General features: G+C 71.7%; 11 protein-coding genes. 6 read left to right on the forward strand and 5 right to left on the reverse strand.

Going from position 1 to position 12,509, the window contains the following annotated elements; genetic code table 11:
* Positions 1-16: 16 nt before the first annotated feature.
* From whiA to KG102_RS08515, 6 genes are all read left to right on the forward strand, one after another.
* Positions 17-997 carry a DNA-binding protein WhiA gene (whiA, locus tag KG102_RS08490; protein WP_208213524.1) on the forward strand — a complete coding sequence of 327 codons (981 nt, stop codon included), beginning with the start codon at positions 17-19 and terminating at the stop codon, positions 995-997.
* Positions 998-1,219: 222 nt separating this feature from the next.
* Entirely contained in the window at positions 1,220-2,224 is a 1,005-nt protein-coding gene (gap, locus tag KG102_RS08495; protein WP_208213523.1) for a type I glyceraldehyde-3-phosphate dehydrogenase, read from the forward strand.
* Positions 2,225-2,341: 117 nt separating this feature from the next.
* Positions 2,342-3,541 (forward strand): phosphoglycerate kinase, encoded by a 1,200-nt coding sequence (locus KG102_RS08500; protein ID WP_208289984.1) that lies wholly within the window; start codon positions 2,342-2,344, stop codon positions 3,539-3,541.
* Positions 3,542-3,543: 2 nt separating this feature from the next.
* Positions 3,544-4,338: a triose-phosphate isomerase gene (gene tpiA / locus KG102_RS08505; protein ID WP_208213521.1), complete on the forward strand. Its 795-nt coding sequence runs from the start codon at positions 3,544-3,546 to the stop codon at positions 4,336-4,338.
* 156 nt (positions 4,339-4,494) lie between these two features.
* Positions 4,495-4,737: a preprotein translocase subunit SecG gene (gene secG / locus KG102_RS08510; RefSeq protein ID WP_208213520.1), complete on the forward strand. Its 243-nt coding sequence runs from the start codon at positions 4,495-4,497 to the stop codon at positions 4,735-4,737.
* 11 nt (positions 4,738-4,748) lie between these two features.
* A complete protein-coding gene (locus KG102_RS08515) occupies positions 4,749-5,096 on the forward strand; it encodes an RNA polymerase-binding protein RbpA (protein WP_208213519.1) in 348 nt (115 codons plus the stop codon).
* Between the two features lie 66 nt (positions 5,097-5,162).
* Here KG102_RS08515 and pgl read toward each other — a convergent pair whose 3' ends face one another.
* From pgl to tkt, 5 genes are read right to left on the reverse strand one after another with little or no spacing between them, the layout of a single operon-like run.
* Positions 5,163-6,611 (reverse strand): 6-phosphogluconolactonase, encoded by a 1,449-nt coding sequence (pgl, locus tag KG102_RS18960; RefSeq protein WP_208289983.1) that lies wholly within the window; start codon positions 6,609-6,611, stop codon positions 5,163-5,165.
* Positions 6,608-7,525 (reverse strand): glucose-6-phosphate dehydrogenase assembly protein OpcA, encoded by a 918-nt coding sequence (locus KG102_RS08525; RefSeq protein ID WP_208213517.1) that lies wholly within the window; start codon positions 7,523-7,525, stop codon positions 6,608-6,610. The genes pgl and KG102_RS08525 overlap by 4 nt, the downstream gene beginning before the upstream one ends.
* Positions 7,522-9,063, reverse strand: a complete 1,542-nt coding sequence (gene zwf, locus KG102_RS08530; RefSeq protein WP_208213516.1) for a glucose-6-phosphate dehydrogenase — start codon at positions 9,061-9,063, stop codon at positions 7,522-7,524. Before zwf ends, KG102_RS08525 begins: the two co-directional genes overlap by 4 nt.
* Positions 9,060-10,202: a transaldolase gene (tal, locus tag KG102_RS08535; protein ID WP_213363052.1), complete on the reverse strand. Its 1,143-nt coding sequence runs from the start codon at positions 10,200-10,202 to the stop codon at positions 9,060-9,062. The genes zwf and tal overlap by 4 nt, the downstream gene beginning before the upstream one ends.
* A 58-nt stretch (positions 10,203-10,260) precedes the next feature.
* Complete coding sequence (tkt, locus tag KG102_RS08540; RefSeq protein WP_208289982.1) at positions 10,261-12,432, reverse strand: transketolase; 2,172 nt, start codon at positions 12,430-12,432, stop codon at positions 10,261-10,263.
* Positions 12,433-12,509 lie beyond the last annotated feature (77 nt).

Below are 12,509 nucleotides of genomic sequence, written 5' to 3' on the forward strand. Positions count from 1 at the left end.
TGGCAGGATGCACCCCATGGCGCTGACGGCACAGGTGAAGGACGAGCTCGCCCGTCTGAAGGTGGACAAGACGACCGCACGCAAGGCCGAGGTGTCGGCCACGCTGCGGTTCGCCGGGGGCTTGCACATCATCTCGGGCCGGATCGTCATCGAGGCGGAGCTGGACACGGGGATCGCCGCCCGTCGGCTGCGGCAGGCGATCTCGGAGGTCTACGGCCACGAGAGCGAGATCATCGTCGTCTCGGGCGGCGGCCTGCGCCGCGGAAGCCGGTACGTGGTGCGCGTCGTCAAGGACGGCGAGTCCCTCGCCCGGCAGACGGGCCTGCTGGACAACCGCGGCCGCCCGGTGCGCGGGCTGCCGCCGCAGGTCGTGTCCGCGGGCGTGGCGGAGGCAGAGGCCGCCTGGCGCGGCGCGTTCCTCGCGCACGGCTCGCTCACCGAGCCCGGCCGGTCGTCCGCGCTCGAGGTGACGTGCCCCGGTCCGGAGGCTGCCCTGGCGCTCGTCGGCGCCGCGCGCCGGCTCGGCGTCGCCGCCAAGGCGCGCGAGGTCCGCGGCATCGACCGCGTGGTGATCCGCGACGGGGACGCCATCAGCGCGATGCTGGCCCGGCTCGGCGCGCACGACACGATGATGGTCTGGGAGGAGCGCCGCGTGCGGCGCGAGGTCCGCGGCACGGCCAACCGCCTGGCGAACTTCGACGACGCGAACCTGCGCCGTTCGGCCCGGGCCGCGGTGGCTGCCGGCGCGCGCGTCGAGCGCGCGTTCGAGATCCTCGGCGACGAGCTCCCGGACCACCTGCGCGAGGCCGGCGAGCTGCGCCTGGCGCACAAGGAGGCCTCCCTGGAGGAGCTCGGCAAGCTCGCCCAGCCGACCCTCACCAAGGACGCGGTGGCGGGCCGGATCCGCCGCCTCCTGGCGACCGCGGACAAGCGCGCCGCCGAGCTGGGGATCCCGGACACCGAGGCCGGTCTGAGCCCGGACCTGCTCGACCTCTGACCTGCGAAGGGGCATCGCACGGCGTCCTATCAGGACCTTTGTCACGGCGGGCGGGCAGCTACTGGTATAGGCTTCATGTCATCCGAACGTCATACGACGGTCATGTAATGGGCACAAAGCAATGGCTCAGTACCGCCGACGTCCGGAGCGCACAGCGGCGTGCGTGACCCCATCAACAAATGTGTGCGCCGGCCCCCATGTCGGCGCTGCCGAGGAGGGCAAGTGACCATCCGCGTCGGTATCAACGGCTTCGGCCGTATCGGGCGTAACTTCTACCGGGCCATCCTGGCTTCCGGTGCCGACATCGAGATCGTCGGCGTGAACGACCTCACGGACAACAAGACGCTCGCGCACCTGCTCAAGTACGACACGGTGCTCGGTCGTTTCCCGCTGAGCATCGGCTACGACGACGAGAACATCATCGTCGACGGCAAGCCGATCCGGGCGCTGGCCGAGCGGAACCCCGCCGACCTGCCCTGGGCCGAGCTGGGTGCCGACATCGTGATCGAGTCGACCGGCTTCTTCACCGACGCGACCAAGGCGAAGGCGCACATCGACGCCGGCGCCAAGAAGGTCATCATCTCCGCCCCCGCCAAGAACGAGGACGGCACCTTCGTCGTCGGTGTGAACCACACCGACTACGACGCAGCGACGCAGCACATCATCTCCAACGCGTCCTGCACCACGAACTGCCTGGCCCCCGTGGCCAAGGCGCTGAACGACTCGATCGGCATCGAGCGTGGCCTCATGACCACGATCCACGCCTACACGGGTGACCAGAACCTGCAGGACGGTCCCCACCGCGACCTGCGTCGGGCCCGCGCCGCCGCGGCGAACATCGTCCCGACGTCGACGGGTGCGGCCAAGGCCGTGGCGCTCGTCCTCCCGGAGCTCAAGGGCAAGCTCGACGGCTTCGCGCTGCGCGTCCCCGTCATCACGGGCTCGGCCACGGACCTGACGTTCACGGCCTCGCGTGAGGTCACCGTCGAGGAGGTCAACGCTGCGGTCAAGGCCGCCGCGGAGGGCCCGCTCAAGGGTGTTCTCGAGTACGTCGAGGACGAGATCGTGTCGAGCGACATCGTCACGAACCCGCACCAGAGCATCTTCGACTCCAAGCTCACCAAGGTGAGCGGCGACCTGGTCAAGATCATCGCCTGGTACGACAACGAGTGGGGCTACTCGAACAGCCTCGTCGCACTCACGAAGTACGTGGGCGAGCGTCTCTGACGTCTCCGCTGCACCCGCAGTGACGGTCATGCGTCCGCGTGCGCCCCGGCCCTCGAGGCCTCGGCGCACGCGGACGCAGCCGTGTCCGCCCACGATCGAGTCAAGGTAGGAGTTGCCATGAAGACCATCGAGGATCTCGGAGACCTGCGCGGCAAGCGCGTCCTGGTCCGTTCCGACTTCAACGTGCCGCTCGACGGCACGACCATCACCGACGACGGCCGCGTCCGCGCGGCCCTCCCGACGCTCCAGGCGCTGCTCGCCGCCGGTGCGCGCGTCGTCGTGATGGCCCACCTCGGCCGCCCCAAGGGTGCGCCGGACGACAAGTACTCGCTCAAGCCGGTCGCCGACCGTCTCTCCGAGCTGCTCGGCCAGCCGGTCGCCCTGGCGACGGACGTCGTCGGCGACTCGGCGCGGTCGACCGTCGAGGCGCTGCAGGACGGGCAGATCGCCCTCCTGGAGAACATCCGGTTCGACCCGCGCGAGACGTCCAAGGTCGACGCCGAGCGCGCCGAGCTGGCGGGCGAGCTGGCCGGCCTCGCTGATGTCTTCGTGTCCGACGGCTTCGGGGTCGTGCACCGCAAGCAGGCGTCGGTCTACGACGTCGCGCAGGTGCTCCCGCACGCGGTCGGCAAGCTCGTGCTCAAGGAGGTCGCGTCGCTGCGCAAGGCGACCGACGACCCGGCCCGGCCCTACGTCGTCGTGCTCGGTGGCTCCAAGGTCTCGGACAAGCTCGGCGTCATCGCCAACCTCCTGACCAAGGCTGACCGCCTGCTCATCGGCGGCGGCATGGTCTTCACCTTCCTCGCCGCCAAGGGCTACTCGGTGGGCGCCTCCCTGCTCGAGGCCGACCAGATCGAGACCGTCAAGGGCTACCTCGCGCAGGCCGAGGAGGCCGGTGTGGAGATCGTCCTGCCCACCGACATCGTCGTCGCCGACGAGTTCAAGGCCGACTCCCCGGCGCAGGTCGTGCCGGCCGACGCCATCCCCGACGGCAAGATCGGGCTGGACATCGGCCCCGCGTCGCGCGAGCTCTTCGCGAGCAAGATCGTCGACGCCAAGACCGTCGTCTGGAACGGCCCGGCGGGCGTCTTCGAGTTCGAGGCGTTCTCCGGCGGCACGCGTGCGGTCGCCCAGGCGCTCGTCGACGCGGGCAAGAACGGCGGCTTCACCATCGTCGGCGGTGGCGACTCCGCCGCGGCCGTGCGCACGCTCGGCTTCGACGAGGCCGGGTTCGGACACATCTCGACCGGTGGTGGCGCGAGCCTCGAGTTCCTCGAGGGCAAGACGCTCCCCGGTATCGCAGTTCTGGAGGACTGAGCGTGACCACTCGTACCCCGCTGATGGCGGGTAACTGGAAGATGAACCTGGACCACCACCAGGCCACCCACACCGTGCAGAAGCTCGCGTGGACGCTCAAGGACGCCAAGCACGACTTCTCGGCCGTCGAGGTCTGCGTCCTGCCGCCGTTCACCGACCTCCGCAGCGTGCAGACGCTGGTCGACGCCGACAAGCTCGAGCTCGTCTACGGCGCGCAGGACGTCTCGGCGCACACGTCGGGCGCCTACACCGGCGAGATCTCGCCGCTGTTCCTGGCTAAGCTCGGCGTCACGTACGTCGCGGTCGGTCACTCGGAGCGCCGGGAGTACCACAACGAGTCCGACGAGCTGGTCAACGCCAAGGTGAAGTCGGCGCTCGGCGCGGGCCTCGTCCCGATCCTGTGCGTCGGTGAGGTGCTGGAGGTCCGCAAGGCCGGCCAGCACGTCCCGCACACGCTGGCGCAGCTCGAGGGCGCCCTGGCCGGTCTGACGGCCGCGCAGGTCGCGACCGTCGTCGTCGCCTACGAGCCCGTCTGGGCCATCGGCACCGGCGAGACCGCCACGCCCGAGGACGCCCAGGAGCTGGCCTCGGCCATCCGCACGCGGATCGGCGAGCTGTACGACGCGGAGACGGCCGAGGCCGTGCGCGTGCTGTACGGGGGTTCGGTCAAGTCGTCGAACGTCGCCTCCATCATGGCCAAGCCCGACGTCGACGGTGCGCTCGTCGGCGGCGCGAGCCTCGACCCCGAGGAGTTCGCCGCGATCGCGCGGTACAAGTCGCACGCCGTCGGTCTCTGATCGTCGCCGGTGGGTTCCGCGGACGTCCGCGGAACCCACCGGAGTCGGGTGGTGGCCTATCGCCCCACTCGTCGCCTACCCTGTACCGCGGTCCACCGCAACGTGACCGGCGCTCGTGCCGGGGACGTGCCCGCCCAGTGAGGAACTGACTCCGACGTGACTGGCCTTCGTATCACCCTCCAGGTGCTGCTGGTGCTGACCAGCCTCCTGCTCGTCCCACTTGTCCTGCTGCACAAGGGCAAGGGCGGTGGCCTGTCCGACATGTTCGGCGGCGGCATCACGAGCAGCGCGGGGAGCTCGGGCGTCGCGGAGCGCAACCTGAACCGCATCACGGTCGGTACGGCGCTCGTGTGGACGGCGATCATCATCCTGCTCGGTCTCATCGAGCGCACGGTCTAGGGCGGTAGACGATGGCGAGCGGGAGCGCGATAAGGGGGTCGCGCGTCGGCGCCGGCCCCATGGGTGAGGCCGAGCGCGGCGACACGGCCCCGCGGACCTGGGTGTCCTACTGGTGCGCCAACGGGCACGAGACGCGCCCCAGCTTCGCCGAGGAGGCCGCTCTCGATGCACCCGTGACGTGGGACTGCCCCCGCTGCGGGTTTCCGGCCGGGCAGGACCAGGAGAACCCTCCCACGCCGTCGAAGAACGAGCCCTACAAGACGCATCTCGCCTACGTGAAGGAGCGGCGGTCCGACGAGGACGGCGCCGCGATCCTCGACGAGGCCCTCGCGGCCCTGCGCGCCAAGCGCGGCGGCTGACCCAGACCTCGACGAAGGCCCCCGCAGCGCTGCGGGGGCCTTCGTCGTTCCCGGTACCGGTCCGGCTCAGTCGCGGACGCGCAGGAGGGCGAGCCCATCGTAGCCCTTGGCTCCGACGGTCTGCAGCACGGTGGCGTCGTAGCGGGGGTGGTCCGTGAGGAGGTCCACCATCGCGCGGACGCCCTGCACCCGCTCGTCCGGGTGGTCCGCGTCCAGCACCGCACCGCCGCGTACGACGTTGTCGACCACCACCACCGATCCCGGGCGTGTGAGCTCGAGCAGCTGCTCGAGATAGCGGGGGATCGACTGCTTGTCCGCGTCGACGAACACCAGGTCGAACGGTTCGGTCCCGTCGGAGACCAGCCGGTCGAGCGTGTCCGCCGCGGGTCCGACCAGCACGTCGACGTGGTCGTCGACGCCGGCCTGGGTGAGCGAGTCCACCGCGACCCGGGCGTGCTCGGGGTCGATCTCGAGCGTCGTGAGGGTGCCGCCGGACGGCAGCGCCCGGGCTAGCCACAGCGTGCTGTAGCCGCCGAGCGTGCCGATCTCGAGGATCCGGCGGGCGCCCACCGCCTGCGCGAGCAGGTGCAGGAGCTTGCCCTGGTTGGGGGCGACCGCGATGTCGGGCAACCCACCGGTCGCGGCCGCGTGCCGGGTCTCGACCAGGGCGAGGTCCTCGGGCACCAGCGCGGAGAAGTACTCGTCCACGCGCTGCCAGAGGCCTGCCGCCTCCTGCACCGGTGCGGGGAAGGCCGCGGCGGTCGTGGAGAGCGCAGCGGGCGTGCCCAGGGCCTGCGTGGCGGCCACGTCGACCAGCCAAAGAGTCCGTTCGGTGCCGAGGGCGCCCGCGGCGGGCGTCGTGTCCACCGGCGCGCCGCGGAGCGCGGAGGCGACGGCCTGGGCCTTCTCCGTACCGGCCGCGACCACCCAGACCTCCCGGGCGCCGCGGATCGCGTCGTAGGTCAGCGAGACGCGCTCGGGCGGCGGCTTGGGGGAGTCGTGCACGGCGACCGTGGGTCGCCCGGTGACCGTCAGCGCCTCGTGCCCCGGGAACAGGGACGCAACGTGCCCGTCGGGACCCATGCCCAGCAGCACCACGTCGAAGGCGGGGGAGCCCTGCTCGGCCAGCGTGGTCGCGTAGGCCTCCGCCGCCACCTCTGGCGTCGGCACCTCCTCGGACCGAGCCGCCATCGCGTGCACGTTCTGCGCGGGCAGCGCATCGCCGAGCGCGTCGATGAGGGCCGCGCGGGCCTGCGTCTCGTTGCGGTCGGGGTCGCCGTCGGGCAGGAAGCGCTCGTCTCCCCACCACAGGTGCACCCCGGACCAGTCGACGGCGTCGCGCACCGGGCTGGCCGCCACCGCCGCGAGCGTGGCGATGCCCACGGTGCCGCCGGTCAGGGCGACGTGGACGGGGGAGCGGTGGGACTGGACGTCCACCAGGTGGGTGAGCAGCCGGGCCGCGGCGGCCGCGGCGAGCACCCGGGCGTCCGGGTGGACCACCACGTCACGCGTCATGCGTCGATCCTCGCGAGACCCTTCTGCAGCACCTCGCCGTACACCTCGTCCGCGTCCAGGCGGCGGAGCTCCTCGGCGAGGCACTCGCGCAGCTGGCGGATCGGCAGTGCGATCCGGTGCTCCGGGTGGTCCGGCTGGCGCAGGGCGGCCGTCTTGCCGTCCGGCCGGTCCAGGACGATGTCACCGGAGCTCCGCTCGAGCCGCACCTGCGTGAGCGCGGGTGCGTCCTTGACGCGCTGGACCTCGACAGGGCAGCGCAGCGCCTGCGCGAGCCAGGCGGCCATCAGGTCGACGGAGGGGTGTGTGCTCTCGCCCACCACGACGGCGCGCTGCACCGGCTCGAACGGGGGCTGGTCGAGGGTCGCGGCGATGAGCCCGCGCCACAGCGTCGCCCGGGTCCAGGCCAGGTCGGTGTTGCCGTCGGTGTGGGACGCAGCGAGCTTGCGCAGCGCGGCGTTCGGGTGGGCGACCTGGGTGGTGTCCGTGATCCGCCTGGTCGCCATGCGCCCGAGCGGGGACTCGGCGACGTCGTCCGGGATCTCGTAGGGCCACCACGTGACGATGGGCGCATCGGGAAGCAGGAGCGGGATCACGAGCGTGTCGAGGTGTCGTTCCAGCTGACCGGACGGGCGCAGCACGACCACCTCGCTCGCGCCGGCGTCGCCGCCGAGCCGGATCTGGGCGTCCAGGTTGGAGCCGCGGTCCGCGGTGTCGTTGGCGATGACGATGACGCGGCACGGGTGCTCGCGGCTGGCGTCGTTGGCGGCGTCGATCGCCTCGTCCGGGTCCCGGTCACCCACCGCGATGATGAGGGTCAGGACCCGGCCGAGCGCGATGGCCCCGCCCTCGTCGCGCTCCTTGACGAGGCGCTTGTTGATGTCCCGGGTCGTCGTGTCCGGCATCTCGATGATCATGGCCGCCTCCAGGCACGCCCGTCGCGCGCCATCATCTTGTCCGCGGACTCCGGGCCCCAGGTGCCCGAGCGGTACTGCTCCGGCTTGCCCTTGCCCGCCCAGTACGCCGTCACCGGGTCCAGCACCTTCCAGGACAGCTCGACCTCCTCGTGCCGGGGGAACAGCGGCGGGTCGCCCAGCAGCACGTCGAGGATGAGCCGCTCGTAGGCCTCGGGGGAGGACTCGGTGAACGCGTGCCCGTAGCCGAAGTCCATCGTCACGTCGCGGACCTCCATCGCGGTGCCAGGCACCTTGGCGCCGAACCGCAGTGTCACGCCCTCGTCCGGCTGCACCCGGATGACCAGGGCGTTCTTGCCCAGCTCCTCCGTGGCGGTCGACTCGAACGGCAGGTGCGGCGCACGCTTGAACACGACGGCGATCTCGGTGACACGCCGGCCCAGGCGCTTGCCGGTGCGCAGGTAGAACGGCACGCCCGCCCAGCGACGGTTGTCGATGTCCACCCGGATCGCCGCGAACGTCTCGGTGGTCGAGTCCGGGTTGAAGCCCTCTTCCTCGCTGTAGCCGACGACCTTCTCGCCGCCCTGCCAGCCGGCGGCGTACTGGCCGCGCGCGGTGTGCTTGCCGATGTCGCGGGGCAGCTTGACCGCGGACAGGACCTTGATCTTCTCCGCGGTGAGGCTGTGGGCGTCGAACGACGCCGGCTCCTCCATCGCCGTCAGGGCGAGCAGCTGCAGCAGGTGGTTCTGGATGACGTCGCGAGCCGCGCCGATGCCGTCGTAGTAGCCGGCGCGTCCGCCGATGCCGATGTCCTCGGCCATCGTGATCTGGACGTGGTCGACGTAGTTGGCGTTCCAGATGGGCTCGTAGAGCTGGTTGGCGAAGCGCAGGGCGAGCAGGTTCTGCACCGTCTCCTTGCCCAGGTAGTGGTCGATGCGGAAGATGTCGTCCGGCCGGAAGACGCTCGACACGATCTCGTTGAGCTCGCGCGCACTGGCCAGGTCGTGGCCGAACGGCTTCTCGATGACCACGCGCCGCCACGTGCCCTCGGTCGGCTGCGACAGGCCCGACCTCGCCAGCTGCTTGCAGACCACCGGGAAGGCGCTCGGCGGGACCGACAGGTAGAAGGCGTGGTTGCCGCCCGTGCCGCGGTCCTTGTCCAGCTCGTGCACCGTGTCGCTCAGCCGGTCGAAGGCGTCGTCGTCGTCGAACGTGCCCTGCACGAACCGGATCCCGTCCAGCATCTGGCGCCACGTGGCCTCGCGGAACGGCGTGCGGGCGTGCTCCTTGACCGAGTCGTGCACGATCTGGGCGAAGTCCTGCGTGGCCCAGTCGCGCCGCGCGAAGCCGGTCAGCGCGAAGCCCGGCGGGAGCAGACCGCGGTTGGTGAGGTCGTAGACGGCCGGCATGAGCTTCTTGCGGGCGAGGTCACCGGTGACGCCGAAGATGACCAGGCCGCACGGCCCGGCGATCCGGGGGAGGCGCCGGTCGCGCGGGTCGCGCAGCGGGTTGTTCCCCGCGGACACCTTGCTCGGGCTCACCTGGCGTCCTGGTCGGCGTTCTGCTGCACCGCGCCTGCCAGCCCGTCCGAGACGGTGCTGAGCAGCTCGTCCCAGCTCGCCGTGAACTTGTCCACTCCTTCGACCTCCAGCTGTTCGGTGACCTCGTCGATGTCGATGCCCAGCTCGCGCAGTCCCGCGATGACGGCCTCGGACTCCTGCCGCGTCCCGGTGACCGTGTCCGTGCCGTCGCCGCCGTGGTCCGCGACCGCGTCCAGCGTGGCCTCGGGCATCGTGTTCACCACACCGGCGACGACGAGCTCGTCGACGTAGCGGGTGTCCGGGTACGACGGGTCCTTGACACCGGTGGAGGCCCACAGGGGCCGCTGCGGGCGCGCGCCCGCCGCGGCGAGCGCCGCCCAGCGGTCGTCCGCGACGACCTCCTGGTAGAGGCCGTACGCGAGGCGGGCGTTCGCGATCGCGGCCTCCCCGCGCAGCGCGGCGGCCTGCGGCGTGCCGATCGCGTCGAGCCGCGGGTCGATCGCCGCGTCGACGCGGGAGACGAAGAAGGACGCGACCGAGGCGATGGAAGCGAGGTCGTGACCGTTGGCCTTCGCCTGCTCCAGCCCGGTCAGGAACGCGTCGAGGACCTTGCCGTACCGCTCGATGGAGAAGATCAGGGTGACGTTGACGCTGATCCCCTCGGCGAGGACGGCCGTGATGGCGGCGAGGCCCTCCTGGGTGGCGGGGATCTTGATGAACACGTTCGGGCGGTCGACGGTCGACCACAGCGACCGGGCGGTGGCGAGGGTCGCGTCGGCGTCCTTGGCGAGCCGCGGGTCCACCTCGATGGACACCCGGCCGTCCACGCCGTCCGTGGCGTCGAAGACCGGGCGCAGGACGTCGGCGGCCTGCCGGACGTCGTCGGTGGTGATGCGGAAGACGGCGGCGTCGGCGTCCGCGCCGTCCGCGGCGAGCTCGCGCAGCTGCGCGTCGTACGCGTCGCCCTTGGACAGCGCGCTGGCGAAGATCGACGGGTTGGTGGTCACGCCGACCACGCCCTTGTCCCGGACCAGCTCGGCGAGGTTCCCCGTGCGCAGGCGTTCTCGCGAGAGGTCGTCGAGCCAGATCGCGACGCCGGCCTCCGCCAGCCGTGCGAGGGGGGTGCTGCTCGGTGCCATGGTCGATCCCCTTCTGCCGCGCGTCGGCCCCGGGCGACCGGGGCCGACGCGTCCTGACTCAGACCTTCTGGTCGCCCGTCCCGCTCTCCGTGGGGACGCCGGCCGAGTTCGCGGGGCTCGTGCCGCCCGCTGCTGCCGCGATCGACTCGTGCGCCGCGGCGACGACGGCCTCGGGCGTGAACCCGAACTCGCGGAAGAGTGTCTCGGCGTCTGCCGAGGCGCCGTAGTGCTCGATCGACACCGACCGCCCGGCGTCCCCGACGAGCTTGTGCCACGACAGCGCGATGCCGGCCTCGACCGACACCCGCGCGCGCACCGAGGACGGCAGCACCGACTCGCGGTACTCCTCGTCCTGCTCGGCGAACCACTCGAGCGACGGCGCCGACACCACGCGCGTGGCCACGCCGGCCGCCTCGAGGGTCTCGCGCGCGGCGACCGCCAGCTGCACCTCGGACCCCGTGCCGACGAGGATCACGTCGGGGGTGCCGCTGCTCGCCTCGAGCAGGACGTACGCGCCGCGCGCCACGCCCTCGGTGGTGGCGAACCCGTCCTCGCCGCGCGGGAACGTCGGGACGTTCTGGCGGGTCAGGATGAGCCCGACCGGGCCGTCGGCGCGCGCCAGGATCGCTCCCCAGGCGGCCGACGTCTCGTTGGCGTCCGCGGGCCGCACGACGGCGAGGCCCGGGATGGCACGGACCGCGGCCAGGTGCTCGATCGGCTGGTGCGTCGGTCCGTCCTCGCCGAGCCCGATGGAGTCGTGCGTCCAGACGTAGATCGCCGGCACACCCATGAGGGAGGCCAGCCGGACCGCGCCGCGCATGTAGTCGCTGAAGGTGAAGAACGTCCCGCCGTACGGGCGCGTCAGGCCGTGCAGCCGGATGCCGGACAGGATCGCGCCCATCGCGTGCTCGCGGATCCCGAAGTGCAGCGTCCGGCCGAACTCGTCACCCGCGAACTCGTGCGTCGAGCGTTTGGCCGGGAGGAAGGACGGCTCGCCCTTCATGGTCGTGTTGTTGGAGCCCGCCAGGTCGGCGGAGCCGCCCCAGAGCTCGGGCAGCACGGGGGCGAGCGCGCTGAGCACGTCGCCGGACGCGGCGCGGGTGGCCACGGACTTGCCCGCGGGGAATGCCGGGAGCGCATCGGTCCAGCCGTCCGGCAGCTCTCCGGCGACGAGCCGGTCGAGCAGCGCGGCGTTGTCGGGGTTCGCCGTGCGCCACACCTCGAAGTCGCTCTGCCACTGCGCCTTCACCGGCGCGGTGCGCTCCGACAGGCCGCGCGTGTGCGCCAGCACCTCGGGGTCGACCTCGAAGGTCTTCTCCGGGTCGAAGCCGAGGAGCTCCTTGAGCCCACGGATCGCCTCGGCGCCCAGCTTGGAGCCGTGCGAGGAGTGGTCGTTGGTCTTGGTCGGCGTCGGCCACGCGATGAGCGTGCGCAGGCCGATGAACGACGGGCGGTCGGTGACGGCCTTGGCGGCCTCGATCGCGGCGTGCAGGGCGTCGACGTCCTCGCGGTACCCGTCGGGTCCGCCGGTCCAGTCCACGAACTGCACGTGCCAGCCGTACGCCTCGTAGCGGGCGAGGACGTCCTCGGTGAACGCGATCTCGGTGTCGCCCTCGATCGAGATGTGGTTGTCGTCCCACAGCACGATGAGGTTGCCGAGCTCCTGCGTGCCCGCGAGGGACGACGCCTCGCTGGTCACGCCCTCCTGCAGGTCGCCGTCGGAGGCGATGACGTACACGTGGTGGTCGAACGGGCTCGTGCCCGGGGCGGCCTCGGGGTCGAGCAGCCCGCGCTCACGCCGGGCGGCCATCGCGAAGCCGACGGCGGACGCGAGGCCCTGACCCAGGGGGCCGGTGGTGATCTCGACGCCGGTCGTGTGCCGGAACTCCGGGTGGCCGGGCGTCTTGGAGTCCCACGTCCGCAGCGCCTCCAGGTCCTCGATCTCCAGGCCGAAGCCGGCGAGGTACAGCTGGATGTACTGCGTGAGGCTCGAGTGGCCCGCGGACAGGACGAACCGGTCGCGGCCGAGCCAGTGGGGGTCGGCCGGGTCGTGACGCAGGACGTTCTGGAAGAGCAGGTATGCCGCCGGGGCGAGGCTGATCGCCGTCCCGGGGTGACCGTTGCCCACCTTCTCGACCGCGTCCGCGGCCAGGACACGCACCGTGTCCACCGCTCGCAGGTCCAGATCCGTCCATCCGACCGTCTCGGCCAGGGGAGCCTTCGCGTTCACCGCACCTCATTTCCACCCGAGCAGGTGGTCGGGTGTCGTGTCGGACCAGATCGGCACCCACATCAGGCTGCCGGGCA

The sequence above is a fragment of the Cellulomonas fengjieae genome (assembly GCF_018388465.1).
GTDB lineage: Bacteria > Actinomycetota > Actinomycetes > Actinomycetales > Cellulomonadaceae > Cellulomonas > Cellulomonas fengjieae.